This is a genomic window from Pseudomonas sp. FW305-3-2-15-C-LB1 (genome assembly GCF_058787615.1).
Genome location: NZ_JBYSZX010000001.1, coordinates 80,405 through 107,199, shown reverse-complemented (window position 1 = coordinate 107,199; position 26,795 = coordinate 80,405). Strand labels below are relative to the sequence as shown.

Here is a 26,795-nt window from a genome sequence, read left to right as displayed (position 1 = left end):
GCCCAATCGTCGAGCACCCTCATCATTGCCCCCAGCACAGCTTGCGCGACATCTCCGGCGCAGCGCCCGGGTTGGTTCGCGTGCCCGTGCCGGTCAGGCCGAAGTCACCGCAAGGATCGCCAGCCATCACCGAGTCGGTGACCGGTGTGGCCACCAGTTGGAAGTCCTGAGGGTTCAATGCAGCGGTGATTCTATAGTGATCATTGCCTGCACTGACGCCGCCTGCATCAATAAAACTGCCGTTCCTCGCATAAAAACGCTCCAGGTGCTGGGCTTGCTCGGTCAACAGCGCGACGATTTCAGCGCGATAGACTTTTTTCAGATAGCCGGTGTATCCGGGGTAAGCAATCCCGGCCAGAACCGCAATGATCATCACGGCAATCAGTAACTCGATCAGGGTAAAACCCTGGCTGTCCATGCCCATTCCACTACTCCTTATTGAAGTTGTCGCCACGCCACTCGCCGAAACCGCGAGCCACCCTCCTCTTCTACCCGCGCATAGGTACTCTCCAGCACCGTGCGCAATTGCCCGTGCAGCCCGACTGCCGTCACTCGATACACCGCTGCAGGGATTTGCGCTGGCAAATGCGCGAGCCCTACCGCAGGCCCGAGGGATTGAACCCCGTATAAGCCGCCTTTCAGTGCCACCCAACTGATGCCTGAAACAGGGTCCACTCCAGGCCCGACCACCAAAAATGCCGCCTCCGGCGGTGCACAGTCGACGATCGATTGACATAAAGGCAACGCTGCAAATGAACGCTGTATGGCAGATTCCCCGCGCCTCAGGCCACTCTCGGCACTTTGCAGCGACTGATTACGGTGCCAGAAACTACCGGCAATCTTTTGCTGAGTGAGCGCAGCCTGCATCGAGGACAAGCCGATCAGCGATAACAGCAGCAGCAACACCAGGCTGACCAGCAGCACCATGCCTGCCTGTCGTAGACGAAAACCTTCTGCAAGTGTCATGGCAGCCCTACCCCAGCCGGTTCCGCAGCGCCGCCACGACGGCGTAGGTTTGGTCTTTCACCCCGGCAGTCGGGTCTTGCAGCGTCATCACAATGCGCACGCTGCGTATCAAGGATTCGTCGGCCGGGCCGGCGTCGTAGCGCACCACCTCCGTTGACGCAGGCTTGGCCGACACGCCAAAACTGATATCGAACGCCTTCACGTTATCCACCAATACCGCCTTGGCGGGTGATGCAGGTGTACTGAATTTCAACTGCCCTGCTTCGAAGGTGTAGGTAACTTGGCGTAACGCAAAACGGATTTGCCCGGGTGCCGATGCCGGGGCGCTTCCAGCGTAGGCCTGGGCGCTGCCAGTGCAATCGGACAACACAGTCCAGTCAGGCGTGCCGCCCCCAACGGCGACATCCGCGGTCACCAGCGTCAGCGAGGTTGACCCACCTCCGACACGCCAAGCGACAGGCCGGTCAAAAGCGGGCGGGGCGTTGTCGATAAACGCTGTCGCCAGACAGCCGAACATGCCCGCCTGACGGATATCCTGGAGCAGCTTGCCCAGCACAAACCGCGCATCATCCTGCATCAACAAAGCGGCCTGCTGGCTGGCGTTGGTGGCCCTGGTGTTGATTGCCACCTGGCTGGCCCAGAGCACCAGTACCAACCCCATCGCCAAGGCCAGCAGCAACTCCATCAGGCTGAAACCTCGAACAAGACACCTCATTGCGCCACTCCCGGTTCATCGCGGATGCGACTGGTCAGGGTGAAGGTTTCCCGGGCGCCCGGCCTGCCAGTACCTCGACTGTCGTCCCAACTGATGCTGACCGTCACCTCGTCGCCACCGATCGACACCGAGCCTTTGGCGCTCTCCCCGGCAAAACCGCGAATGTTGGCCTCGAAATCATGCAAGTCCAGGTCGCGCACACTGGCGGCAACGTTGCTGGCCAAGGCACGCTCGGTACGCCCCCACGTGTAGTCGGCACCGGAATTGGCACGGATCCGGTCGAGCATATCGTAGGCAATGAAACTGGCCTGGCTGATCATCCTGGAACTGTCGGTGTACTTGAGCGCATTGAGCTGGATCACCGCCGCGCCAAGCAGGCCGATGGTGAGAATCGACACTGCGACCAGCACTTCGATCAGTGTCGTACCGGCTTGGTCGCGGGATAAGGCATTGGGCAAAAAGGGGTTCGTACAGGCAAGCATTACCGTCGTCATCCGTGTCGAGGTCCAAAAAAAGAGCAGTTAAAACCTGCTGTGCGGCCCAAGACTAGCGCCGGTTTTTCACCTGCGCTGCAACCGGAACAAAGGGAAATACTTTGGACATGAAGGCCATCATCCGCCCCCCCAGACGGGACGCTATACCTAGGACTGCACCCAAATCCACGGAGGGATGGCCCATGCAACAACGAGGTTTCACCTTGATCGAACTGCTGCTCGGGCTGATCCTGAGCGGCATCCTGGCCAACATGGCGCTGCCCAGCTTCAAGAGCCTGCTGGAATCACAGCAGCGACAGAGCGCGGCACATGCCTTGGCGCAAGGCCTGCGATATGCACGCACCGAAGCCATCGCACGCAACCGGGCGGTGGTTATTTACGCATTGAAGGACAATTGGGGCCTGGGGTGGCGGGTCATCGTGGACATCAGCGGGCGCGGCCCCCAGGACGATGACAACCCGGTGCTGCTGGAGCGCCAGGCCAGTGGGCAAGTGCTGGTCGTGGGCAATGGGCCGCTCAAGACCCAGGTGCGCTTCAGCGGGCTGGGTGAACCCATCTTTTCAGGAGGAGGCTTCCGTGCCGGCACCGTGCATGTGTGTGCCACGGACCAGGCGCAGAGCCTGCACCAGGTAGTGCTGGCGCCCAGCGGGCGTATCAGCCTGCGCAGCGAGCGTGCCGAGCAGGCATTGTGCCGGAGTTGATCCGGCACACCGGGTCGTCACAGCAGCGAGCGAACCCGCAGCTCCTTGGGCATGGAGAACGTAATGTTTTCTTCGCGGCCAGCCAGTTCATCGGCACCGGTGGCGCCCCAGGCGTGCAACTGCTGGATAACGCCGCGCACCAGCACTTCCGGAGCGGAAGCACCCGCCGTGATGCCAATGCGCTCGACGCCATCGAACCAACTGCGCTGCATATCTTCGGCACCGTCGATCAGGTACGCCGGTGTTGCCATGCGCTCAGCCAACTCACGCAGGCGGTTGGAGTTGGAACTGTTGGGGCTGCCGACGACCAGGACCACATCACATTCGTCTGCCAGTTGCTTGACCGCGTCCTGGCGGTTCTGGGTGGCGTAGCAGATGTCGTCCTTGCGCGGGCCGCCAATGGCCGGGAAGCGACTGCGCAGCGCGTCGATCACGCGACTGGTATCGTCCATGGACAGGGTGGTCTGGGTCACGAATGCCAGGCGCTCGGGGTTCTGTACCTGCAGGTTGGCGACATCCTTTTCGTCTTCCACCAGGTAAATGGAGCCGCCATTGCTGGCATCGTACTGCCCCATGGTGCCTTCGACTTCCGGGTGGCCGGCGTGGCCGATCAGGATGCACTCGCGACCGTCACGGCTGTAGCGCGCGACTTCGATGTGCACCTTGGTGACCAATGGGCAGGTAGCATCGAAGACTTTCAGGCCGCGGCCTGCCGCTTCGGTACGCACCGCCTGGGAAACACCGTGGGCGCTGAAGATGACGATCACATCGTCTGGCACCTGGTCGAGCTCTTCGACAAAGATGGCGCCACGTGCACGCAGGTCTTCGACCACGAATTTGTTGTGGACGACTTCATGACGCACGTAAATCGGCGGCCCGAAGACTTCCAGGGCGCGGTTGACGATTTCGATCGCCCGGTCCACACCGGCGCAGAAGCCACGGGGGTTGGCGAGTTTGATTTGCATGCTGTGCCTCGTGTCTTGCTCGGCAAGAAATTGGATCTTGTGGGAACTGGCTTGCCTGCGATGCAGGCACCTCGGTGTATCAGGTACACCAGGGTGATGCTATCGCAGGCAAGCCAGCTCCCACACAAGCCAGCGCCCGCAGGCGCCGGTTTTGTCAGTTAGATCGCTTTAACGCTGATGATTTCAACGTCGAACGTCAAGGTTTTACCGGCCAACGGATGGTTGAAGTCGATGGTCACTTGCGCGTCATCAAAAGCTTTCACCACACCCGGCAGTTCGGTATTGGCCGCATCGTTGAAAATCACCAGCAGGCCTTCCGACAGGTCCATGTCCTGGAACTGCGAACGCGGGATGATCTGCACGTTTTGCGGGTTGGGCTGGCCAAAGGCGTTTTCCGGCTGGATCTGCAGGGTGCGCTTGTCGCCGGCCTTGAAGCCGAACAGGGCCGCTTCGAAACCCGGCAGCAGGTTGCCGTCGCCGACCTTGAAGGTGGCCGGGGCTTTGTCGAACGTGCTGTCGACCGTGTCGCCATTCTCCAGGCGCAGTGCAAAATGCAAAGTGACTTCCGTGTTCTGGCCGATGCGTTGCTCAGCCAATACCTGATCAGTCATTGACGGTCTCTCCGGTTTTCTTGCTTTTGAACATATCCAGCGCCAGCATGATTGCACCGACGGTGATGGCGCTGTCGGCGAAGTTGAACGCCGGGAAGTAATGGCGGTTCTGCCAATGCACCAGGATGAAGTCGATCACATGGCCCAGGGCAATGCGGTCATACAGGTTGCCGAGCGCGCCGCCCAACACCAGGGCCAGGGCGATGGCCAGCCAGGTGTCATCGCGACCCAGGCGCTTGAGCCACACCACCAGCACCGCACTGACCACCACGGCGATCAGGGCAAACAGCCAGCGCTGCCAGCCACCGCTGTCAGCCAGGAAGCTGAAGGCGGCGCCGGTGTTGTAGGCCAGGGTCCAGCTGAAGTAATCCGGGATCACCACGATTTGCTGGAACATCTGCAGGGAGCCTTCGAAATGAGCCTTGCTGACCTGGTCGATGACCAGGACCAGCACACTCAGTACGAGCCAGCCCAGACGTCCGAAACGACTGGCGTTAGGCATAGTGGCGAACCTCGCCAGCGCCCGAGATGTTGTCGACGCAACGACCGCAGATTTCCGGGTGCTCAGGGTTCACGCCAACATCCTCACGGCAGTGCCAGCAACGGGCGCATTTAGGGAAGGCCGACTTGACCACTTTGAGCTTGAGGCCCGGCACTTCGGTGGCAACCGCGTCCGCCGGGGCCTGGGCGAATGGCGCCAGGCTCGCGGTTGAAGTGATCAGCACGAAGCGCAGTTCGTTGCTCAGCTTGGCCAGGTCGGCGGTGAGGCCGTCTTCGGCAAACAGGGTGACTTCGGCTTGCAGGTTGCCACCGACGGCCTTGGCCGCACGCTGCACTTCCAGCTCCTTGTTCACCGCAACCTTCACGGCCATCACGCCTTCCCAGTACTCGCGGCCCAGTTCGAAGTCAGCCGGCAGTTCGGTCAGGCCTTCGTACCAGGTATTGAGCATCACCGACTCGTTGCGCTCGCCCGGCAGGTATTCCCACAGCTCGTCGGCGGTGAACGCCAGGATCGGCGCGATCCAGCGCACCAGCGCTTCGCTGATGTGATACAGCGCGGTCTGCGCCGAACGGCGCGCCTTGCTGTTGGCGCCGGTGGTGTACTGGCGGTCCTTGATGATGTCGAGGTAGAAACCACCCAACTCCTGCACGCAGAAGTTGTGGATCTTCGAGTAGACGTTCCAGAAACGGTATTCGCCGTAGTTTTCCTGCAACTCGCGCTGCAGCAACAGGGTACGGTCCACCGCCCAACGGTCGAGGGCGAGCATGTCTTCGGCCGCCAGGAGGTCGGTGGCCGGGTTGAACCCGGTCAGGTTCGACAACAGGAAGCGCGCGGTATTACGGATACGACGGTAGGCATCGGCGCTGCGAGCCAGGATCTGGTCCGACACGGCGATCTCGCCCGAATAGTCGGTCGACGCGACCCACAGACGCATGATGTCGGCGCCCAGGGTGTCGTTGATCTTTTTCGGCTCGATCACGTTCTTCAGCGACTTGGACATCTTGCGGCCCGTCTCGTCGACGGTGAAGCCGTGGGTCAGCAGTTCGCGGTACGGCGCATGGTTGTCGATGGCGCAACCGGTCAGCAACGACGAGTGGAACCAGCCGCGGTGTTGGTCCGAACCTTCCAGATACAGGTCGGCACGCGGGCCGGTTTCGTGCCCCATCGGGTGCGAGCCGCGCAGCACATGCCAGTGAGTGGTGCCCGAGTCGAACCACACGTCGAGGGTGTCGCTGATCTTGTCGTACTGCGGCGCTTCATCGCCCAGCAGTTCGGCGGCGTCCAGCTTGAACCAGGCTTCGATACCTTCCTGTTCGACACGCTGGGCCACTTGCTCCATCAACTCGACGGTGCGTGGGTGCAGCTCGCCGCTTTCCTTGTTCAGGAAGAACGGGATCGGCACGCCCCAGTTACGCTGGCGCGATATACACCAGTCAGGGCGGTTGGCGATCATCGAGTGCAGGCGCGCCTGGCCCCAGGCCGGGACGAACTTGGTGTCTTCGATGGCCTTGAGCGAGCGGACACGCAGGGTGTCGCCATTGGTCGGCTCTTTGTCCATGCCGATGAACCACTGCGCGGTGGCGCGGTAGATCAGCGGGGTCTTGTGCCGCCAGCAGTGCATATAGCTGTGCTTGATGGTTTCGGTGTGCAGCAGCGAGCCGACTTCCGACAGTTTTTCGATGATCGAATCGTTGGCCTTGAAGATGAACTGGCCGCCGAAGAACTCCAGCGACGGTGCGTACACGCCGTTGCTCTGCACCGGGTTCAGGATGTCATCGTTGACCATGCCGTAGGCTTTGCAGGTCACGAAGTCGTCCACGCCATAAGCGGGCGCGGAGTGAACGATGCCAGTGCCGGCGCCCAGTTCAACGTAGTCCGCCAGGTAAACTGGAGACAGACGGTCATAGAACGGGTGACGGAAATTGATCAGTTCCAACGCGGAGCCGGTGGTGGTGGCGATGACCGACCCTTGCAGCTCGTAGCGGGCCAGGCAGGCTTCGACCATTTCTTCGGCCAGCACCAGCAGGCGGTCACCGACGTCCACCAGGGCGTAGGTGAATTCCGGGTGCACGTTCAGCGCCTGGTTGGCCGGGATGGTCCACGGGGTGGTGGTCCAGATCACGATGGCGGCCGGCTTGCCCAGGCTTGCCAGGCCGAAGGCCTCGGCCAGCTTGGCGTCGTCGGCGACCGGGAAGGCCACGTCGATGGTCGAGGACTTCTTGTCTTCGTACTCGACTTCCGCTTCAGCCAGGGCCGAACCACAGTCGAAGCACCAGTTCACGGGCTTGAGGCCCTTGAACACGAAACCGCCCTTGACGATTTCGGCCAAGGCGCGGATTTCACCGGCCTCGTTCTTGAAGTTCATGGTCTTGTAGGGGTTATCCCACTCGCCGAGCACGCCCAGGCGGATGAACTCGGACTTCTGTCCTTCGATCTGCTCGGTGGCGTAGGCACGGCACAGTTCGCGGGTCTTATCCGCGCCCAGGTTCTTGCCGTAGGTCACTTCGACTTTGTGTTCGATCGGCAGGCCGTGACAGTCCCAACCCGGGACATAAGGCGCGTCGAAGCCCGACAGGGTTTTCGAGCGCAGGATCATGTCCTTGAGAATCTTGTTCAGCGCATGACCGATGTGAATCGTGCCGTTGGCATAAGGAGGGCCGTCGTGCAGGACGAATTTCGGACGATCCTTGCCAATCTCGCGCAACTTTCCGTACAGGCCAATACTGTCCCAGCGCTGCAGGATCTGCGGTTCGCGCTGTGGCAGGCCGGCCTTCATTGGGAAGGCGGTGTCCGGAAGGTTTAGCGTGGCTTTATAGTCGGTCATTTAAGGCTCTTCGGTTAGCGATGGGCGCTAGGTGCGGCTAGTGCACGGGCGGCGGCGACATCCGCATTGATCGCCGTTTTCAACGCCTCAAGGGAGGCGAAACGCTGCTCTTCACGCAGCTTTTGGTGGAAAACCACCGTCAAACGCCGGTCATACAGATCACCGGCAAAATCCAGCAAATGTACTTCCAGGTGGGCCTTGCCATCACCTGCAACCGTGGGCCTGACGCCTATGTTGGCGACTCCCGGCCACGATTGGCCGTCGATGGCGACGCTTACCAGGTAAACCCCGGTCAGCGGCACACGACGGCGCTTGAGTTGCACGTTGGCGGTTGGCGTGCCCAGTTGGCGCGCCAGCTTCTGGCCGTGCAGGACCCGTCCGGCAATGCGGAACGGGCGACCGAGCAAACGCTCGGCCAAGGCGAAGTCGGCGGCGGCCAGTGCGTTACGCACCTGGGTACTGCTCACGCGCAGGCCGTCCAATTCGACGGTTTGCGCGGCTTCGACGGTAAAACCCTGGTTGACGCCGGCCTGTTGCAGGAAATCGAAATCCCCGACGCGGTCGCAACCGAAACGGAAGTCGTCGCCGACCTCCAGATGCTGTACGCCCAGGCCATCGACCAGGATGCGGTCGACGAACTCGGCCGCACTGAGGCTTTGCAAACGCTGGTTGAAAGCCAGGCAGAGGACGCGGTCCACGCCCTCTTCAGCCAGCAACTGCAGCTTGTCGCGCAGACGGGCCAGGCGTGCCGGCGCAGTCTCGGGCGTAAAGTATTCCCGCGGCTGCGGCTCGAAAATCACCACGCAGCTGGGCACGCCCAACTCGACCGCACGTTCGCGCAGCCGGGCCAGGATAGCCTGGTGGCCACGGTGAACACCGTCAAAGTTGCCAATAGTGGCGACGCAGCCCCGATGCTCGGGGCGCAGGTTGTGGAGACCTCGAACCAGCTGCATAACGCGCTTCTTGCTCATAAAGTGGTCGATTATAACCACACCCGGCCCCGGACGACAGGCAACTGAACAGGCCAAATGGGTCGAATCGATAAAACAACCGTTTTATCGCGGCAAACTCTCTAACCCAGGGACTTGCGATTGAAATCCCGCAATCGGAAGCCTTGCAGCAGCAACATCCCGAAGTACACCACCACACCGGCAACGACCAGCGCACCCAGGCGCAGGAAGCGCTCCAGCATATGGCCCTCATCCCAAGCGGGCATGAAGTGCATCAACCCCAGCAACACGGCCGACATCGCCCCGACCGCCACCAGCAGCTTGAGGGTGAACAGGCCCCAGCCGGCCTGTGGCTGGAACATCTGCTGCTTGCGCAACTGGTAAAACAAAAGCCCTGCGTTGATGCACGCGCCCGCACTGATGGCCAGGGCCAGGCCGGCATGGGCCAGCGGACCGATAAACACCAGGTTGAGCAGTTGCGTGACGATCAGCGTGAAAATCGCGATTTTCACTGGAGTACGGATGTTTTGCTGGGCGTAGAAGCCTGGGGCGAGCACTTTGATCACGATGATGCCGAGCAAGCCGACGGAATAGGCGACCAAGGCATGTTGCGTCATCAGTGCGTCGTGGGCATCGAATTGGCCGTATTGAAACAGTGACACAGTCAGCGGCTCAGCCAGGATCCCCAAGGCCAGTGCGCACGGCAACACCAGCACGAAGCACAGGCGCAGGCCCCAATCGAGGATGCGCGAGTATTCCTGGCGGTCCTTGCTGGCGTAGGTGCGCGACAGGGTCGGTAACAAAATCGTGCCCAGGGCCACGCCGAGCACGCCGGACGGCAGCTCCATCAGGCGGTCGGCGTAGTACATCCACGACACCGAGCCCGATACCAGCAGCGAGGCGAACGCCGTGTTGATGATCAGGGAAATCTGGCTTACGGAAACACCCAGGATCGCCGGCAGCATATTGCGCATCACGCGCCATACGCCAGTGTCCTTGAGGTTCAGGCGTGGCAATACGAGCATGCCGATCTTTTTCAGGTGTGGCAGTTGGTAGAGCAGTTGCGCCAGGCCACCGGCCAATACGGCCCAGCCGAGCGCCATCACTGGCGGGTCGAAGTACGGCGTGAGAAACAGCGCGAAGATGATCATGCTGACGTTCAGCAGGGTCGGCACGAAGGCTGGCACCGAGAAGCGGTTCCAGGTATTGAGGATCGCCCCGGCCAGGGATGACAGGGAGATCAGCAATATATAAGGAAAGGTCACTCGCAGCAGATCAGTGGTGAGCGCGAATTTTTCCGGGGTATTGGCAAAACCGGGGGCCGTGGCCCAGATCACCCAGGGGGCGGCGAGCATGCCAAGGATGGTCACCAGCATCAGCACCAGGGTCAACAGGCCGCAAACGTAGGCGATGAAGGTGCGGGTGGCTTCTTCGCCTTGCTGGGTCTTGTACTCGGCCAGGATCGGCACGAATGCCTGGGAGAACGCACCTTCAGCGAAGATCCGCCGCAGCAGGTTGGGCAATTTAAACGCAATAAAGAAGGCATCCGTGGCCATGCTGGCGCCAAAAATGCGCGCCAGCAGGGTGTCACGCACAAACCCCAGGACCCGGGAGATCATCGTGATAGAGCTGACGGCGGCCAACGATTTGAGCAGATTCATTGAAAGAGTTTGCGCCTTTAGATAAAGAGCAGGCGTACAAAGCGCCCACTTATGCGATACTGCGCGCCTGCAACAGCACAGAGCCAAAGCTCGCGAGTTTACAGGTCAAGCGCCGGAAATAAATCACCCGCCTCTTCAGATCGACCACTCAGCAGTTCGCATCAGCCGCCCTTGACAACCCATCAAGTCATCGGCATGATTCGCGGCCTATTTTGTTTGCTATTTCCTAAAAAGTCTTTCGAGGAGCTCGACGGTGGCCAACACACCTTCCGCCAAAAAACGTGCAAAACAGGCTGAGAAGCGTCGCAGCCACAACGCCAGCCTGCGTTCCATGGTTCGTACCTACATCAAGAATGTAGTTAAAGCCATCGACACCAAAGACGCTGAAAAAGCCCAAGCTGCTTACGTTCTGGCTGTGCCAGTTATCGACCGTATGGCCGATAAAGGCATCATCCACAAGAACAAGGCCGCTCGCCATAAGAGCCGCCTGAATGGCCACATCAAGGCTCTGAGCGTTGCTGCTGCAGCCTAAGTGGTAACAACTGCCACGCAGCCCCGGTTGCGAAACAGTTAAGAAATGCCCCGTACCGAAAGGTCCGGGGCATTTTTGTTGTGGGAGGTGGCAAGCCCCCTCCCACATTTTTTCAAGCGCAAAAAAACGCCCCGAACCAGTCGGGGCGTTTTTGCTACCGATTGATCAAACCACAATCAATGGTGGTGACCGCCTTCACCGTGAACGTGGCCGTGAGCCACTTCTTCCTGGGAAGCGTCGCGGATGGCAACGATCTTCACTTGGAAGTTCAGGCGCTGACCAGCCAGCGGGTGATTGCCGTCGACGGTGACGTCGTCGCCGTCCAGATCACGGATGGTGACGATCTGCATTTGGCCGTCCGGCGCGGAAGCGTGGAACTGCATGCCCACTTCCAGCTCGTCGACACCTTCGAACATGCTGCGGCTCAGGGTGCTGACCAGTTCGGCCGAGTACTCGCCGTAGGCATCTTCAGGTTCTACGGCAACGGTCAGCTCATCACCGACGCTCTTGCCTTCCAGGGCCTTTTCCAGGCCTGGGATGATGTTACCTGCGCCTTGCAGGTAGACCAGCGGCGCGCCGCCGGCTGAGCTGTCGATGACCTCACCAGCGTCGTTGGTCAGGGTATAGTCGATGGAGACAGCCTTGTTAGCGGCGATCGTCATGGGGCGAGACCTTTTGCATAAGAATGAAGAACGGACAAGTCTAAACAAGGATTTGCCCGAAAGCGAACAGAACCCGGACAGACGGGACCGATCAACGGCATCCTTCATCATCGGGTTCCACCAGGACGACGACCAGCACTGGGTTGCCGAGCTGTCCTGCGGCCACACCCAGCACCTGCGCCACCAGCCGCCGTGGCAGTCACGCGCCTGGGTACAGGACCCCGCGCAACGTATTGAAAAAATAGGCCAGCCCTTTGCCTGCGGCTGGTGTGCGCGGGAGCGCGAATAACGATAACCTTGGCGCCTGATTCGCGGTAGACGCTCAGCCATAGAGCGCCACCCAAGCCATGCACCTCCAGAGAATCCGCATGCAGACTTTTTTTATCGCGCCCACCGATTTTGGTGTGGGTCTGACCTCCATCAGCCTTGGGCTGGTGCGTACCCTTGAACGGGCCGGACTGAAAGTCGGTTTTTTCAAGCCGATTGCCCAGCCGCACCCCGGCGACACCGGCCCCGAGCGCTCCACCGAACTGATAGCGCGCACTCACGGCCTCAAGCCGCCGCAGCCGCTGGGCCTTGCCCACGTAGAGCGCATGCTCGGCGACGGCCAGCTCGACGAGTTGCTCGAAGAGATCATCACGCTGTACCAGCAAGCCGCCGTGGGCAAGGACGTATTGATCGTCGAAGGCATGGTACCCACCCGCAGCGCCAGCTATGCGGCGCGGGTCAACCTGCACCTGGCCAAGAGCCTGGATGCGGAAGTGATCCTGGTGTCCGCCCCGGAAAACGAGGTGCTCACCGAACTCTCAGGTCGCGTGGAATTGCAGGCCCAACTGTTCGGCGGCCCGAAAGACCCGAAAGTGCTCGGCGTGATCCTCAACAAAGTGCGCACCGACGAAAGCATGGAAGCCTTCTCGGCGCGCCTGAAAGAACATTCGCCGCTGTTGCGCAGCGGTGATTTCCGCCTGCTCGGCTGCATTCCCTATCAACCGGAACTCAACGCACCGCGTACCCGCGACGTGGCCGACCTGATGGGCGCGCAGATCCTCAACGCCGGCGACTACGAAACCCGGCGCATGACCAAGATCATCATTTGCGCGCGCACCATGCGCAACACCGTGGAGCTGCTCAAGCCCGGCGTGCTGGTGGTGACCCCCGGCGACCGCGACGACATCATCCTCGCCGTCAGCCTGGCCGCGATCAACGGCGTCCCCCTGGCCGGCCTGCTGCTGACCAGCGACACCCTGCCCGACCCACGCATCATGGAGCTGTGCCGTGGCGCGTTCCAGGCCGGGCTACCGGTGCTGTCGGTGAGTACCGGCTCCTACGACACCGCCAACCAGCTCAACAGCCTCAACAAGGAAATCCCGATTGATGACCGCGAGCGCGCGGAAATCATCACGGATTTCGTTGCCAGCCACCTCGATGCGCGCTGGCTGCACCAACGTTGCGGCACACCACGGGAAATGCGCCTGTCGCCGGCGGTGTTCCGCTACCAGCTGATCCAGCGCGCCCAGGCTGCCAACAAACGCATCGTGTTGCCCGAAGGCAGCGAGCCGCTGACCGTGCAAGCCGCCGCGATCTGCCAGGCGCGGGGCATTGCCCGGTGCGTGCTGCTGGCCAAGCCGGCTGATGTGGAAGCGGTTGCCCGCGCCCAGGGCATCGAATTGCCCGAAGGCCTGGAGATTCTCGACCCGGACCTGATCCGCCAACGCTATGTCGAGCCGATGGTGGCGCTGCGCAAGAGCAAAAGCCTCAACGCCCCCATGGCTGAGCAACAGCTGGAAGACACCGTGGTGATCGCCACCATGATGCTCGCACTGGATGAGGTGGACGGCCTGGTGTCTGGCGTCATTCACTCCACCGCCAACACCATCCGCCCTGCCCTGCAGCTGATCAAGACCGCACCGGGCTGCACCCTGGTGTCATCGGTATTCTTCATGCTGTTCCCCGAGCAGGTGCTGGTGTACGGCGACTGCGTGATGAACCCGCACCCGAGCGCCGCCGAACTGGCGGAGATCGCCCTGCAAAGCGCTGACTCGGCGGCTGCGTTCGGCATCACCCCGCGCGTGGCGATGATCAGCTATTCCAGCGGCGATTCGGCCAGCGGCGAGGAAGTGGAAAAAGTCCGCGAAGCTACCCTGCTCGCCCACGAACAGCAAAGCTCGCTGCTGATCGACGGCCCGCTGCAATACGACGCCGCCGCCAACGAAAACGTGGCCCGGCAATTGGCCCCCAACAGCCAGGTCGCCGGCAAGGCCACAGTGTTTGTGTTCCCCGACCTGAACACCGGCAACACCACGCACAAGGCCGTGCAGCGCAGTGCCGATTGCGTGAGCCTGGGGCCGATGCTCCAGGGCCTGCGCAAACCGGTCAACGACCTGCCGCGCGGCGCCCAGGTGGACGACATCGTGTACACCATCGCACTGACTGCGATCCAAGCCGCCAACCGACCTATGGATATCTAAATGCTGGATTTTCTACCTGCCGCCGTGCGCGGGGTGATCGCGTCGCTGTTGTTGGCGCTGAATACGATCCTGTTGTGTTCGTTCCTGTTTATCGTGGCGTTGTTCAAGGCCTTGCCGTTTGCCAAGCGCTTCAGCGAATGGCTGATGAACCACACCCATGAGGCCTGGGTGACCAACAACAAGGGCTGGATGAACCTGGTACGGCGCACCCGCTGGCACATCACCGGGCTGGAAGGGCTGGACTACCAGCACTCGTACCTGGTGACCAGCAACCATCAGAGCTGGGTCGACATCATGGTGCTGCAATACGTGCTGAACCGGCGGATTCGCCCACTGAAGTTCTTCCTCAAGCAGGAGCTGATCTGGGTGCCGGTAATTGGCCTGGCGTGGTGGGCGCTGGGCTTCCCGTTCATGAAGCGCTACACCAAGCCCTACCTGGAAAAACACCCGGAAAAGAAAGGCAAGGACCTGGAAACCACCCGCAAGACCTGTGCGAAGTTTCGCGACAACCCCGTGGGTATTTTCAACTTTGCCGAGGGCACGCGGTTTACTGCCGGTAAACATGCCCAGCAGAAATCGCCGTTCCGCTACCTGCTCAAGCCCAAGGCCGGAGGCATCGCGTTTGTGCTGGATGCCATGGGGGAGCAGTTGAAGTCACTGGTGAACGTGACCATTCACTACCCGGCTGGGCGCCCAGGTTATTGGGATTTGCTGTGCGGGAATGTGCGGGACGTGGTGGTGCACTTTGAGGAAGTGCAGATTCCGGCTGAGTTCATTGGCAAGAATTATGAGCAGGATGGGACGTATCGGTTGGCGTTCCAGGGGTGGATCAATCGGTTGTGGGAAGACAAGGACCAACTGCTGGAAAAGCTGCACAAAGACTTCCCAGGTAAACAGTGATCAAAATGTGGGAGCTGGCTTGCCTGCGAAAGCGGTGGATCTGTTGTAAATATATCAACTGGCAGGCCGCTATCGCAGGCAAGCCAGCTCCCACATTGGCAGTGTGCACATTTGTTAATAGGTAAAAAGCCCGCCACCGATCACTCGGTGGCGGGCTTTTTCGTGGCCGCGAGGGTTAGATCGCGCCGCGCTGACGCAACAGCTCCAGCACTTGCTTGACGCTCTCTTCCAGCGACAGGGCCTGGGTGTCGATCACCAGATCGGCATTCAACGGCACGTCGTACGGGAAGGATTCGCCCGGGATGTTATCCCCACCGGCCGCGTACAGGCCTTGCGGATCACGCTCGGCGCACACCAGTGGCGAGGCCTGCACATAGACGGTCAGCAGGCGATCATCGCCGATCAACGCCTTGGCCTGTTCACGGCCTTCGGCATCCGGCGCAACGAACGCAGCCAGGGTCAGCAGGCCCGCTTCGTTGAACTGACGCGCCACATGCGCGGCACGACGCCAGTTCTCGGTGCGACCGGCACGGTCCTGCGGCAAGCCCCTGTTCAGGTCGTGGCGCAGGTTCTGGCCATCCAGCACAAATACCGCACGCCCCATGTCGAACAGCCTGCGCTCGACCGCATAGGCCAGGGTGCTCTTGCCGGCGCCAGACAGGCCGCTGAACAGTACGGTCGCCGGTTGCTGGCCGAAGCGCAGTGCGCGCTCCTCGGTGGCGACATGCGCAAGGCTGCCGTGTTGCGCAGAGCCGCCATGATTGACCGGCGGCGCGATGATCATGCCCGCAGCCACCGTGCCATTGGTCAGGCGGTCGATAACAATGAACGCGCCAGTGGTGCGGTTGCTGTCGTAGCCGTCCAGGGCGATGGCCGCATCAAGGCTGACCTTGACCCGGCCGATCTCATTCAACTGCAACGAACTCGCCGGGCCTTCAGCCAGGGTGTTCACGTCCACGCGATGCACGATGCTGGTGATGGAACCCGGCACGTAGCTGGTGGCGCGCTTGATGTCGTACTTCTTGCCCGGCAGCATCGGTTCTTCGGCCATCCACACCAGCATGGCGTCGAAGGCGTCGGTCACTTGCGGCACGTTGTCGGCATGTACCAGCAGGTCACCACGGGAGATGTCGATCTCGTCTTCCATGGTCAGCGTCACCGCTTGACCAGGGCCGGCGTGCTCCAGCTCACCTTCGAAGGTGACGATGGATTTGACGCGACTGCTCTTGCCCGACGGCAGCACCACGACTTCATCGCCCTTGTGCACGATGCCGCTGGCCAGGGTGCCGGCGAAACCACGGAAGTTCAGGTTCGGACGGTTGACGTACTGCACCGGGAAACGCAGGTCGGTGTAGTTGCGATCGTTGGCGATCTCGACGGTTTCGAGGATCTCCATCAGCGACTGGCCTGTATACCAGGGCGAACGCTCGCTCTTGTTCACCACGTTGTCGCCCTTGAGCGCCGACATCGGCACGAAGGCCAGGGTGCTCGGCTTGAAGGCGATACCGTCGGCGAACTTCAGGTAGTCGGCCTTGATCTGCTCGAATACGCCTTGGTCGAAGCCATTGATGTCCATCTTGTTGACGGCCACCACGATGTGCTTGATGCCCAGCAACGAGGCGATGAAGCTGTGACGACGGGTCTGGGTCTGCACGCCGTAGCGCGCGTCGATCAGGATGATCGCCAGGTCACAGGTGGAGGCACCGGTGGCCATGTTGCGGGTGTACTGCTCATGGCCGGGGGTGTCGGCGATGATGAATTTGCGCTTGGCGGTGGAGAAGTAGCGGTAGGCGACATCGATGGTGATGCCCTGCTCCCGCTCGGCCTGCAGACCGTCGACCAGCAAGGCCAGGTCGATGTCGTCACCGGTGGTGCCGGATTTCTTCGAATCGCGGGTGATGGCTTCCAGGTGATCTTCGTAGATCATCTTGGAGTCGTGCAGCAGGCGCCCGATCAGGGTGCTCTTGCCGTCGTCGACGTTGCCACAGGTCAGGAAGCGCAACATTTCCTTGCGCTCGTGCTGGCCCAGGTAGGCGAGGATGTCCTCGCTGATCAAATCAGATTGATGCGACATGACAGCCCCTTAGAAATAGCCTTGACGTTTTTTATCTTCCATCGAGCCGGCACCATCGTGGTCGATGACACGGCCCTGGCGCTCGGAAGTTCGCGTCAGGAGCATTTCCTGAATGATGTCCGTCAGCGTCTCGGCTTCGGACTCCACCGCGCCCGTCAACGGGTAGCAGCCAAGGGTACGGAAACGTACTTTCTTTTTGACGATTCGGGCTTTGTCTTCGTCGGACAGGTGCTCGAGGATGCGGTCGTCGTCGATCATGATCAACGTGCCGTTCTTTTCGATCACTTCACGTTCGGCGGCGAAGTACAGCGGCACGATTGGAATGCCTTCCAGGTAGATGTACTGCCAGATGTCCAGCTCGGTCCAGTTGGACAGCGGGAACACGCGGATCGACTCGCCCTTGTTGACGTTGCCGTTGTAGACGTTCCACAGCTCGGGGCGCTGGTTCTTCGGGTCCCAGCGGTGCTTGCTGTCGCGGAACGAGTACACGCGCTCTTTGGCGCGGGATTTCTCTTCATCGCGACGGGCACCGCCAAAGGCTGCGTCGAAACCATGCTTGTCCAGGGCCTGCTTGAGGCCTTCGGTCTTCATGATGTCGGTGTGCTTGGCGCTGCCGTGGGTGAAGGGGTTGATGCCCTGCGCCACGCCGTCCGGGTTGACGTGGGTGATCAGGTCCAGGCCCAGTTCTTCGACCATTTTGTCGCGGAACTTGTACATCTCCTGGAATTTCCAGCGGGTGTCGACGTGCATCACCGGGAACGGCAGCTTGCCCGGGAAGAAGGCTTTGCGCGCCAGGTGCAGCATCACGGCGGAGTCTTTACCGATCGAGTAGAGCATCACCGGGTTGTCGAACTCGGCGGCGACCTCGCGGATGATGTGGATGCTTTCCGCCTCCAGCTGTTTCAGATGCGTCAGTTTGTCGACCATGGTTACTCACGGAAAAACGATCTTATGGACGGCCAGCGGGCCGTGTTCGAGCGGGGCATGCTAGCACAGCACCTGCTTCTATTCAGGCGGCCTACTAGACCGAAACGGTATATGAATATGCCCCCAGGTTTGGCCCTCAAATCGGGTTGGGGCAGTCGATGAACAAATGCTCCAACGCGAAGCGCCGCGCCAGGTAATCGCCCAGCGCCTGTACGCCGTAGCGCTCAGTGGCATGGTGACCGGCGGCGATGAAGCTGATGTCGTTTTCGCGGGCGCTGTGGAAGGTTTGCTCGGAAGCCTCGCCGCTGAGGAACAGGTCGACACCGGCCGCAATCGCGTCGTCGATGTAGCCCTGGCCACCACCGGTGCACCAGCCGACGCGGCGGATCATCTCGCTACCTTCGATCAGCAATGGCTCGCGGCCCATGACGTCCTGCACGCGGCGTGCAAAGTCGCGGGGCGACAGGGGCTCGGCGAGCGAGCCGACCAGCCCGACGATTTTGGGATTGTCCGGGTCCAGCGGGCCCTCGACGGTAATGTCCAACTGACGGGCCAACTGCACGTTGTTGCCGACCTCGGGGTGCAGGTCCAGCGGCAGGTGGTAGGCCAGCAGGCTGATGTCATGCTTGAGCAACGTCTTCAGGCGGCGCTGCTTCATGCCAGTGATGCAAGGGTTTTCGCCTTTCCAGAAGTAACCGTGGTGCACCAGGACCAGGTCAGCCTGGGCTTCGACGGCCGCGTCCAACAGGGCCTGGCTGGCGGTCACGCCGCTGACGATGCGCATGACCTGGGGCCGGCCCTCGACCTGCAGGCCATTGGGGCAGTAGTCGGCAATTTTCGCGCTGCCGAGGTAGCGGTCTGCTTCCTCGACGAGGGTGGTAAGGGGGACGGCCATAAAAGACTCCTAAATATCCGGTTCGCAGGCGTCACAGCCTCGTATAATGCGCGACATTATGGGCGCTCTCCCGCCCCCTGCAACCTGTCAGGACTTACTTGATGCTCAAGGCGCTGCGTTTTTTTGGATGGCCATTGCTGGCTGGCGTGCTGATCGCGATGCTGATTATTCAGCGTTACCCCGAGCTGGTGGGTCTGCCCAGCCTGGATGTGAACCTGCAACAGGCGCCGCAAAGCAACTCGGTGGTGCAAGGCCCGGTGACCTACGCCGATGCCGTGGTGATCGCCGCTCCTGCCGTGGTCAACCTGTACACCACTAAAGTCATCAACAAACCGGCCCATCCACTGTTTGAAGACCCGCAGTTCCGCCGTTACTTCGGTGACAACGGGCCCAAGCAGCGTCGCATGGAATCCAGCCTGGGTTCCGGGGTGATCATGAGCCCCGAAGGTTACATCCTCACCAATAACCACGTGACCACTGGCGCCGACCAGATCGTGGTCGCCCTGCGTGACGGCCGCGAAACCCTGGCCCGCGTAGTGGGCAGCGACCCGGAAACCGACCTCGCGGTACTGAAGATCGACCTGAAGAGCCTGCCGTCGATCACCCTCGGCCGTTCCGACGGTTTGCGCGTGGGTGACGTGGCGCTGGCCATCGGCAACCCGTTCGGCGTAGGCCAGACCGTGACCATGGGCATAATCAGCGCTACCGGGCGCAACCAGTTGGGCCTCAACAGCTACGAAGACTTCATCCAGACCGACGCCGCGATCAACCCAGGTAACTCCGGCGGCGCATTGGTGGACGCCAATGGCAACCTGACGGGCATCAATACGGCAATCTTTTCCAAGTCCGGCGGCTCCCAGGGCATCGGGTTTGCGATCCCGGTGAAGTTGGCGATGGAGGTGATGAAGTCGATCATCGAGCATGGTCAGGTGATTCGCGGCTGGCTGGGGATTGAAGTACAACCATTGACCAAGGAACTGGCCGAGTCGTTTGGCTTGACCGGACGCCCAGGCATCGTGGTCGCCGGGATCTTCCGCGATGGCCCGGCACAGAAAGCCGGCCTGCAACTGGGGGATGTGATCCTCAGCATCAACGGCGAACCGGCCGGTGATGGCCGCAAGTCGATGAACCAGGTGGCACGGATCAAGCCGACCGATAAGGTGGCGATCCAGGTCATGCGCAACGGCAAAGAGATCAAGCTGCTGGCGGAAATCGGGCTGCGTCCGCCACCTGCGCCGGTCAAGGAAGAGCAATAAGCCACCTTGAACAGGTGCCCGCTCTCGGGCACCTGTAAACAGATATTTCAAAGCAATTCATTCTCATTAGGCATGTTATATTGTTTCAATATCGCTATTGGAACGCTCTATCATGCCGTCTCGAAGAATCGCCCCCTTGGCTGGCCTGGCCTTGGGTTTGTTGCTCGACCCCGCCTTCGCCGAAGAAAACACCCTGGAACTCGATACCATCAGCGTCACCACCGATGCCTATGAGTCCACCACCGGCCCGGTCAAAGGCTACCGTGCCACCCGCTCCGCCAGTGCGACAAAAACCGACGCCGCCATTCGCGACATCCCGCAATCCATCAGCGTGATTCCCGCCACTGTGCTCAAGGACCTGGGCAGTACCAGCGTGGAGCGGGCCCTGGAATTTGCCGGCGGCGTGTCCAAGCAGAACAACTTCGGCGGCCTGACCCTCTACGAGTACAGCGTGCGTGGCTTCACCACGTCGGAGTTCTATCAGGACGGCTTCAGCGCCAACCGTGGCTATCCGAGTACACCGGACGCGGCGAACATCGAGCGTATCGAAGTGCTCAAGGGCCCCGCCGCCAGCCTGTATGGGCGCGGCGATCCCGGTGGCACGGTGAATATCGTTACCAAGAAGCCCCAGCCTGAAGCCTTCACAACCTTGCAAACCAGCGCCGGCAGTTGGGACCGCTATCGCACCGCCGTGGACGTGAACACCCCGCTGGACAGCGAAGGCAACGTGCTGTCGCGGGTCAACCTGGCGGTGGAAGACAACCACAGTTTCCGCGATCACGTGCAGAGCAAGCGGGTATTCGTCGCGCCGTCGTTCAGTTGGCAACTGGACCCGGATACCAGTCTGCTCGTCGAGAGTGAATTCGTCCGCCACAGCTCTACCTTCGACCGTGGCATCGTCGACGCCCCAGGCGTATCTCGCTCCACCTTCCTCGGCGAACCCAACGACGGCGATATCGACAACCACAACAACCGTCTCCAGGCCACCCTTGAGCATCACCTCAACGATGCGTGGAAACTGCGCCTGGCCAGCCACTACAAACAAGGCAGCCTGTGGGGTGACGCCTCGGAAAACCGTGCGCTGAACATCGACGGTCATACCGTTAACCGCCGCTACCGCGAACGCTCAACCGGTTGGCACGACAGCATTACCCAACTCGAACTGCGCGGCCTGTTCGACATCGGCAGTTGGCAGCACGAACTGCTGGTCGGCACCGAATACGAGGACTACCGCAAGAAGGAGCGCGTGACCACTATCGCCGGCAGCGCCTACGCCATCGACATCTACAACCCGGTCTACGGCCAACCCAAGCCCAACGGCCTGCGCTCCGGCACCGACTTCTTCGAACAGACCAAGAGCCACGCGCTGAACCTGCAAGACCAGATCGTCTTCACCGATCGCCTGCGCGGCATGGTTGGCGCGCGCTTCGAGCATTTCGAGCAGAGCACCGATGACTTCACGCGCAACCACATCAAGAGCCGGCAAACCCACGACGCCTTGACCCAACGCGCCGGCCTGCTTTACCAGCTCACACCGCAAGTCGGGGTGTTCGCCAATGCCTCCACCTCGTTCAAACCCAACAGCGGCCTGGACGCCAACGGCAAAACCTTCAAACCGGAAGAAGGCGTGGGTTACGAAGTCGGGATCAAAAGCGAACTGTTCGATGATCGCCTCAGCACCACCCTCGCCGCGTTCCATATCGAAAAGGAAAATGTGCTCGCGCTGGACCCGTCCACCAATACCAACCGCGCCATGGGCAAGGCACGTAGCCAGGGCTTCGACCTGCAACTGACGGGGCAAGTGACGGAGGCCGTACGCGTAATAGGTGCCTTTGCGTACATCGACGCCGAAGTCACCAAGGGCGACACGACCATTCCCGCCGGCAGCCGGATTCTCGGCGTGGCCAAGCGCAGCGGCAGCCTGTTGGGGGTGTATGAGTTCCAGGATGGCGCGTTGCGGGGTTCAGACCTGGGGGCGGCGTTCACCTATGTAGGGGATCGCTCCGGCGAGGCTGGCACGGGTTTCGAGCTGCCGGCCTACCACACGGTTGATCTGCTGGCCCATTACAAGGCCACCGACAACATTACCGTGGGCTTGAACCTCAACAACCTGTTTGATGAGAAGTATTACGAGCGGTCGTACAGCAACTACTGGATCAGCCCGGGCGAACCGCGCAATTTCACGGTCAGCCTGACCCTCAACCTGTAACAAAACCAAATGTGGGAGGGGGCAAGCCCCTCCCACACCTTGATCTTCACTTTGTTCGGTTACAGCGCCGTCGGTGCGCGCTCGCAAAGGGTATTGAGCGCCTTCGCCCACTGCGGATCATCATTCAGGCACGGCACCAGCACCAGCTCCTCGCCGCCGGCCTCGCGGAACTGCTCCAGCCCGCGATCGCCGATCTCCTCCAGCGTCTCGATGCAATCGGCGACGAACGCCGGGCACATTACCAGCAGCTTTTTCACGCCCTGCTGGGCCAATGCTTCAAGGCGAGCCTCGGTGTAGGGTTCGATCCACTTGGCGCGGCCCAGGCGCGATTGGAAGGCCACCGACCACTTGTCTTCGGGCAAGCCCAGGCGTGCGGCAAAGTCGCGGGCGACGCTGAAGCACTGCGCGCGATAGCAGGTCTTGAGCACCTCGGCGGACGCATTCTTGCAGCAGTCGGCATCCTTGAAGCAGTGCTGGCCGGTAGGATCGAGCTTGGTCAAGTGGCGCTCAGGCAAGCCGTGGAAACTCAGCAGCAGGTGGTCGTAATCCTGTTCCACGTAGGGCCGCACGCTGGCGACCAGAGCGTCGAGATATTCGGGCTGGTCGTAGAACGGCTGCAGGATCGAGAATTGCACGTCGAGCTTTTTGTCGCGCACCACACGCTTGGCTTCCTCGATCACCGTGGTCACGGTGCTGTCGGCAAATTGCGGGTACAACGGCGCCAGGGTGACCTTGCGGATGCCTTGGGCTGCGAGGCGGGTCAGCATGCTTTCAATCGATGGCTCGCCATAACGCATAGCCAATTCCACCGGGCCTTGGGTCCACTGCGCGGTCATCTGCTGTTGCAGGCGACGACTGAGTACCACCAGCGGCGAACCCTCGTCCCACCAGATGGAGGCGTAGGCATGCGCCGACTGCTCGGGGCGCTTGATCAGGATCAGCGACACCAGCAAGCGCCGCACCGGCCACGGCAGGTCGATCACATAAGGGTCCATCAGGAACTGATTGAGGTAGCTGCGCACATCCGCCACCGAAGTGGACGCCGGCGAGCCCAGGTTGACCAGTAACAACGCGTGATCCGTCATGCAACATCCTATCTTTAGAGGCGGCCGGACAAGTCATCCAAAGCCGCACGCAACTCAGTGAACTGAAAAGTGAAACCGGCAGCCAGCAAGCGCTCGGGCAGCGCCTTCTGCCCGCCCAGCAACAGGCCGGACAACTCACCCAGGCCCACCCGCAATACAAAGGCCGGCAACGGCATGAGCGCCGGGCGGTGCAGCACCTGGCCCAGGGTTTTCGCAAACTCGCGATTGCGCACCGGGTGCGGCGCGCAGGCATTATAGGGACCGCTGGCGTCAGGCTGGTGCAGAAGAAAATCAATCAGGGCGATTTGATCCTTGATATGCACCCACGGCATCCACTGCCGACCACTGCCGATAGGCCCGCCCAGCGCCAGTTTGAACGGCAGCAACAGCCGCGACAAAAAGCCGCCCTGCGCCGCCAGCACCAGGCCGGTACGTACAAGGACCACACGAATCCCCAGGGCTTCGGCGCGCTGGGCGGTTTCTTCCCAGGCGATGCACAACTGACTGGGGAAATCGTCCTGCACCGGGCCGCTGGCTTCGGTCAATTCGCGCTCGCCGCCATCGCCGTACCAGCCCACCGCCGAACCGGAAATCAACACCGCTGGTTTTTGTTCCAGGCCCTCAAGCCACGCCAGCAAGGTCTCGGTAAGGCTGATGCGGCTGCTCCACAACAACGCCTTGCGCTTGTGGGTCCAGGGGCGGTCGGCAATAGGCGCGCCCGCCAGGTTAATGACCGCGTCGACCGGGCCGATAACCTCTTCAAGGCGGCTGACTCCCGACACCTGGGCGCCGCATACCTTCGCGACCTGGTCCGCGTGGCGACTCCACACGGTCAGGCGATGGCCCTGGGTGAGCCAGTGTTGGCAGAGTTGGCGGCCAATCAAGCCAGTACCGCCGGTCAGCAAAATATGCATGGGACGCTCCTCATGTAACGTTCGCCGCCGATCACTGGTCTATTTTATAAACAGGGATCATTTGTTAGCAGGCGTAACGCTGGCTTAAGCCTCAGCTTTAACCATAGGTTACGCCGTTAGAACTGGTACGCCAAAACTTATACCAAAAAACAATATTGTACAGCTATTGGTGTCCGCGTAGTCTGTGCACAACGGTAAAACGAGGCCTCCCATGACTGTTCCCATCGCGATCATCGGCACCGGCATCGCCGGTCTCTCCGCCGCCCGAGCGTTAAGAGACGCGGGGCACGCTGTACAACTCTTCGATAAAAGCCGCGGCAGTGGTGGCCGCATGTCCAGCAAGCGCAGCGATGCCGGCTCCCTGGACATGGGCGCGCAATACTTCACCGCCCGCGACCGGCGCTTCGTCAACGAAGTGCAACGCTGGCAAAGCAACGGCTGGGCCGAGCAATGGAAACCCCAGCTGTACAACTTCAAGTCCGGCCAACTCACCCCGTCTCCCGATGAACAGATCCGCTGGGTCGGCACGCCGCGCATGAGCGCGATCACTCGCGCCCTGCTCGACGACCTGCCAGTGGAGTTCGGTTGCCGCATTACCGAGGTGTTCCAGGGCAAACACCACTGGAACCTGCTGGACGCGGACAGCGAAAACCATGGCCCCTTCAGCCACGTGATCATCGCCACGCCTGCGCCCCAAGCCACCGCCCTGCTGGCCGCCGCGCCCAAGCTGGCGAGTGCCGCCGCCGGGGTGAAAATGGACCCGACCTGGGCCATCGCCCTGGCCTTCGATAAACCCCTGGATACCCCCATGGAGGGCTGCTTCGTGCAAGACAGTCCCCTCGACTGGCTTGCCCGCAACCGCAGCAAACCTGGGCGTGATACCACCCTCGACACCTGGGTGCTGCACGCCACCAGCGCATGGAGCAAGGCCCACCTGGACCTGCCCAAAGAGGCGGTGATCGAGCACCTGCACGGCGCCTTCGCCGAACTGCTGCACAGCGCGATGCCGGCGCCGTCGTTCAGCCTGGCCCACCGCTGGCTCTACGCACGGCCGTCCAGCAGTCACGAATTCGGCGTACTCGCCGATGCCGACCTGGGCCTGTACGTGTGTGGCGACTGGTGCCTGTCGGGCCGCGTGGAAGGGGCCTGGCTCAGCGGCCAGGAAGCCGCGCGACGCTTGATCGAGCACCTGCAATGAACCGCATCAACCCCGCCAAATTGCTGCTGTCGAAATGGACAGCAGCCCACCCTCGCAACAAAGAAAAACACTTTCTGGTCACCGAGCTGTTTCGTGATGAAGAAGGCACGGTGCTCGACATTGAACTGCAAGCCGTGATGACGCACCGCAGCGAACGCCTGCCCTGGCAAACCCTGCAGGATATGGACGCCTGGAAAATCGGCTGGAAATAGATCACCCGCAAAACTTGTACAAATAATTTGACTTGTACAGTATCGAACCTATGATGAGATTTAGTTGTACAGGATTTATATCTTGTACAGGAATCTTGCAGAGGGTTCGTGTATGTCCAGCACCACCAAACCGAAGATCGCCATCAGCGCCTGCCTGCTGGGCGAGAACGTGCGCTTCAACGGCGGCCATAAACAATCCCTGTTGTGCAGCCAGACCCTCGCCGACTATTTCGACTTCGTGCCGCTGTGCCCCGAAGTCGCCATCGGCCTTGGCATTCCACGCGAACCGATCCGTCTGGTGGGCGATCCCGCCCACCCGCAGGCCGTCGGTACCGTGCACCGCGAGCTGAACGTCACCCAACCGTTGGACGAGTACGGCCAGCAGATGGCCGCGGAACATACCGACCTGTGCGGCTATATCTTCATGCAGAAATCGCCGTCGTGCGGCCTGGAGCGGGTCAAGGTCTACCGCGACAACGGCACCCCTGTGGACGGCGGTGGGCGCGGCATCTACGCCCAGGCCTTCTGTGCACGCCATCCCAACCTGCCGGTGGAAGAAGACGGTCGGCTGAACGACCCGGTGCTGCGGGAAAACTTCCTGACCCGGGTATTCGTCTACGCCAGCTGGCAGAAACTGTTGGCCGAAGGCCTGACCCGTCACCGTCTGCTGGCCTTTCATTCGCGCTACAAGTACCTGCTGATGGCCCACAGCCCGGCGCACTACAAGCGCCTTGGCCACCTGCTGGGCAGCATGAGCAAGGATGCCAACCTCGACGAGTTGGCGGCGGGCTACTTCAGCGACCTGATGTCCGGCCTCACCAAGTGCGCCACCCGTGGCACCCACACCAATGTGCTGCAACACATCAGCGGTTACCTCAAACAGGTCATCAGCGCTGATGACAAGCAAGAAATGCAGACCGTCATCGGCCAGTACCGCCACGGCATCGTGCCGCTTGTGGTGCCGCTGACCCTGCTCAAACACCACTTTCGCCAACACCCGGACCGCTACATCGCGCAGCAGGCCTACCTGCAACCGCACCCGGAAAACCTCAGCCTGCGAAATGCGATCTAGAC

General features: G+C 61.2%; 25 protein-coding genes and 1 pseudogene. 10 read left to right on the top strand and 16 right to left on the bottom strand.

Translation table 11 applies throughout. The features are described from left to right. Nucleotides 1-22 precede the first annotated feature (22 nt). From AC3WP7_RS00550 to pilV, 4 genes are read right to left on the bottom strand one after another with little or no spacing between them, the layout of a single operon-like run. Nucleotides 23-424 (bottom strand): type IV pilin protein, encoded by a 402-nt coding sequence (locus tag AC3WP7_RS00550; protein WP_071491074.1) that lies wholly within the window; start codon nucleotides 422-424, stop codon nucleotides 23-25. Nucleotides 425-435: 11 nt separating this feature from the next. Beyond that, on the bottom strand, nucleotides 436-966 hold the full coding sequence (locus AC3WP7_RS00545) for a PilX N-terminal domain-containing pilus assembly protein (protein WP_256572930.1): 531 nt from the start codon (nucleotides 964-966) through the stop codon (nucleotides 436-438). A gap of 7 nt (nucleotides 967-973) precedes the next feature. Further along, nucleotides 974-1,681, bottom strand: a complete 708-nt coding sequence (locus AC3WP7_RS00540) for a PilW family protein (protein WP_092240635.1) — start codon at nucleotides 1,679-1,681, stop codon at nucleotides 974-976. Further along, the gene (gene pilV, locus AC3WP7_RS00535; RefSeq protein WP_092240633.1) at nucleotides 1,678-2,163 is read right to left on the bottom strand and encodes a type IV pilus modification protein PilV; all 486 of its coding nucleotides are present in this window, start codon (nucleotides 2,161-2,163) and stop codon (nucleotides 1,678-1,680) included. Before pilV ends, AC3WP7_RS00540 begins: the two co-directional genes overlap by 4 nt. 194 nt (nucleotides 2,164-2,357) lie before the next feature. Between pilV and AC3WP7_RS00530 the strand changes: the two are divergent. Beyond that, nucleotides 2,358-2,940, top strand: a pseudogene (locus AC3WP7_RS00530) (GspH/FimT family pseudopilin). On the opposite strand, the gene ispH reads toward AC3WP7_RS00530, so the two are convergent. The 6 genes from ispH to murJ form a co-directional block, all read right to left on the bottom strand. Further along, a complete protein-coding gene (ispH, locus tag AC3WP7_RS00525) occupies nucleotides 2,894-3,841 on the bottom strand; it encodes a 4-hydroxy-3-methylbut-2-enyl diphosphate reductase (RefSeq protein ID WP_071491070.1) in 948 nt (315 codons plus the stop codon). The pseudogene AC3WP7_RS00530 and the gene ispH overlap by 47 nt on opposite strands. 158 nt (nucleotides 3,842-3,999) lie before the next feature. Next, nucleotides 4,000-4,437, bottom strand: coding sequence for an FKBP-type peptidyl-prolyl cis-trans isomerase (gene fkpB / locus AC3WP7_RS00520; protein WP_172963313.1), 438 nt, complete (start codon nucleotides 4,435-4,437; stop codon nucleotides 4,000-4,002). A gap of 7 nt (nucleotides 4,438-4,444) precedes the next feature. Next, nucleotides 4,445-4,954, bottom strand: a complete 510-nt coding sequence (gene lspA / locus AC3WP7_RS00515; protein ID WP_058423077.1) for a signal peptidase II — start codon at nucleotides 4,952-4,954, stop codon at nucleotides 4,445-4,447. Further along, nucleotides 4,947-7,778: an isoleucine--tRNA ligase gene (gene ileS / locus AC3WP7_RS00510; protein ID WP_092240629.1), complete on the bottom strand. Its 2,832-nt coding sequence runs from the start codon at nucleotides 7,776-7,778 to the stop codon at nucleotides 4,947-4,949. Before ileS ends, lspA begins: the two co-directional genes overlap by 8 nt. 14 nt (nucleotides 7,779-7,792) lie before the next feature. Beyond that, complete coding sequence (gene ribF, locus AC3WP7_RS00505) at nucleotides 7,793-8,731, bottom strand: bifunctional riboflavin kinase/FAD synthetase (protein WP_170856023.1); 939 nt, start codon at nucleotides 8,729-8,731, stop codon at nucleotides 7,793-7,795. Nucleotides 8,732-8,850: 119 nt separating this feature from the next. Next, nucleotides 8,851-10,389, bottom strand: coding sequence for a murein biosynthesis integral membrane protein MurJ (gene murJ / locus AC3WP7_RS00500; protein ID WP_092240625.1), 1,539 nt, complete (start codon nucleotides 10,387-10,389; stop codon nucleotides 8,851-8,853). Between the two features lie 253 nt (nucleotides 10,390-10,642). On the opposite strand from murJ, the gene rpsT reads away from it, so the two are divergent. Then, nucleotides 10,643-10,921, top strand: coding sequence for a 30S ribosomal protein S20 (gene rpsT / locus AC3WP7_RS00495; protein ID WP_016976313.1), 279 nt, complete (start codon nucleotides 10,643-10,645; stop codon nucleotides 10,919-10,921). A gap of 176 nt (nucleotides 10,922-11,097) precedes the next feature. On the opposite strand, the gene AC3WP7_RS00490 is transcribed toward rpsT, so the two are convergent. Further along, nucleotides 11,098-11,583 carry an FKBP-type peptidyl-prolyl cis-trans isomerase gene (locus AC3WP7_RS00490; protein ID WP_027606858.1) on the bottom strand — a complete coding sequence of 162 codons (486 nt, stop codon included), beginning with the start codon at nucleotides 11,581-11,583 and terminating at the stop codon, nucleotides 11,098-11,100. Here AC3WP7_RS00490 and AC3WP7_RS00485 point away from each other — a divergent pair. The 3 genes from AC3WP7_RS00485 to yihG all read left to right on the top strand — a co-directional run bounded on the left by AC3WP7_RS00485 (nucleotide 11,582) and on the right by yihG (nucleotide 14,951). Further along, on the top strand, nucleotides 11,582-11,872 hold the full coding sequence (locus AC3WP7_RS00485) for a DUF3565 domain-containing protein (RefSeq protein WP_102591632.1): 291 nt from the start codon (nucleotides 11,582-11,584) through the stop codon (nucleotides 11,870-11,872). The genes AC3WP7_RS00490 and AC3WP7_RS00485 overlap by 2 nt on opposite strands. A 79-nt stretch (nucleotides 11,873-11,951) precedes the next feature. Next, nucleotides 11,952-14,051 (top strand): phosphate acetyltransferase, encoded by a 2,100-nt coding sequence (gene pta / locus AC3WP7_RS00480; RefSeq protein ID WP_058423082.1) that lies wholly within the window; start codon nucleotides 11,952-11,954, stop codon nucleotides 14,049-14,051. Then, a complete protein-coding gene (yihG, locus tag AC3WP7_RS00475) occupies nucleotides 14,052-14,951 on the top strand; it encodes a 1-acylglycerol-3-phosphate O-acyltransferase, YihG family (protein WP_092240623.1) in 900 nt (299 codons plus the stop codon). Between the two features lie 175 nt (nucleotides 14,952-15,126). Here the strand turns inward: yihG and cysN are convergent, their stop codons facing one another. The 3 genes from cysN to AC3WP7_RS00460 all read right to left on the bottom strand — a co-directional run bounded on the left by cysN (nucleotide 15,127) and on the right by AC3WP7_RS00460 (nucleotide 18,847). Further along, nucleotides 15,127-17,025: a sulfate adenylyltransferase subunit CysN gene (gene cysN / locus AC3WP7_RS00470; protein ID WP_092240621.1), complete on the bottom strand. Its 1,899-nt coding sequence runs from the start codon at nucleotides 17,023-17,025 to the stop codon at nucleotides 15,127-15,129. A gap of 9 nt (nucleotides 17,026-17,034) precedes the next feature. Next, entirely contained in the window at nucleotides 17,035-17,952 is a 918-nt protein-coding gene (gene cysD / locus AC3WP7_RS00465; protein ID WP_005784641.1) for a sulfate adenylyltransferase subunit CysD, read from the bottom strand. A 136-nt stretch (nucleotides 17,953-18,088) separates the two neighbouring features. Next, on the bottom strand, nucleotides 18,089-18,847 hold the full coding sequence (locus tag AC3WP7_RS00460; RefSeq protein WP_071491061.1) for a Nif3-like dinuclear metal center hexameric protein: 759 nt from the start codon (nucleotides 18,845-18,847) through the stop codon (nucleotides 18,089-18,091). Between the two features lie 101 nt (nucleotides 18,848-18,948). On the opposite strand from AC3WP7_RS00460, the gene algW reads away from it, so the two are divergent. Together algW and AC3WP7_RS00450 are read left to right on the top strand one after the other, a co-directional pair. Continuing rightward, nucleotides 18,949-20,103, top strand: coding sequence for a Do family serine endopeptidase AlgW (gene algW, locus AC3WP7_RS00455; RefSeq protein ID WP_092240619.1), 1,155 nt, complete (start codon nucleotides 18,949-18,951; stop codon nucleotides 20,101-20,103). Between the two features lie 112 nt (nucleotides 20,104-20,215). Continuing rightward, on the top strand, nucleotides 20,216-22,312 hold the full coding sequence (locus tag AC3WP7_RS00450) for a TonB-dependent siderophore receptor (RefSeq protein ID WP_093529241.1): 2,097 nt from the start codon (nucleotides 20,216-20,218) through the stop codon (nucleotides 22,310-22,312). 59 nt (nucleotides 22,313-22,371) lie between these two features. On the opposite strand, the gene hemH is transcribed toward AC3WP7_RS00450, so the two are convergent. Continuing rightward, nucleotides 22,372-23,397, bottom strand: a complete 1,026-nt coding sequence (hemH, locus tag AC3WP7_RS00445) for a ferrochelatase (protein ID WP_102591633.1) — start codon at nucleotides 23,395-23,397, stop codon at nucleotides 22,372-22,374. Between the two features lie 14 nt (nucleotides 23,398-23,411). Then, on the bottom strand, nucleotides 23,412-24,311 hold the full coding sequence (locus tag AC3WP7_RS00440) for a TIGR01777 family oxidoreductase (protein WP_093512553.1): 900 nt from the start codon (nucleotides 24,309-24,311) through the stop codon (nucleotides 23,412-23,414). A 211-nt stretch (nucleotides 24,312-24,522) separates the two neighbouring features. Here AC3WP7_RS00440 and AC3WP7_RS00435 point away from each other — a divergent pair, with 211 nt between their 5' ends. From AC3WP7_RS00435 to AC3WP7_RS00425, 3 genes are all read left to right on the top strand, one after another. Continuing rightward, the gene (locus AC3WP7_RS00435; RefSeq protein WP_071491056.1) at nucleotides 24,523-25,509 is read left to right on the top strand and encodes an NAD(P)/FAD-dependent oxidoreductase; all 987 of its coding nucleotides are present in this window, start codon (nucleotides 24,523-24,525) and stop codon (nucleotides 25,507-25,509) included. After that, nucleotides 25,506-25,721: a TIGR02450 family Trp-rich protein gene (locus tag AC3WP7_RS00430; RefSeq protein WP_102591634.1), complete on the top strand. Its 216-nt coding sequence runs from the start codon at nucleotides 25,506-25,508 to the stop codon at nucleotides 25,719-25,721. The genes AC3WP7_RS00435 and AC3WP7_RS00430 overlap by 4 nt, the downstream gene beginning before the upstream one ends. Nucleotides 25,722-25,833: 112 nt before the next feature. Further along, complete coding sequence (locus AC3WP7_RS00425) at nucleotides 25,834-26,793, top strand: YbgA family protein (protein WP_093119954.1); 960 nt, start codon at nucleotides 25,834-25,836, stop codon at nucleotides 26,791-26,793. Nucleotides 26,794-26,795 lie beyond the last annotated feature (2 nt).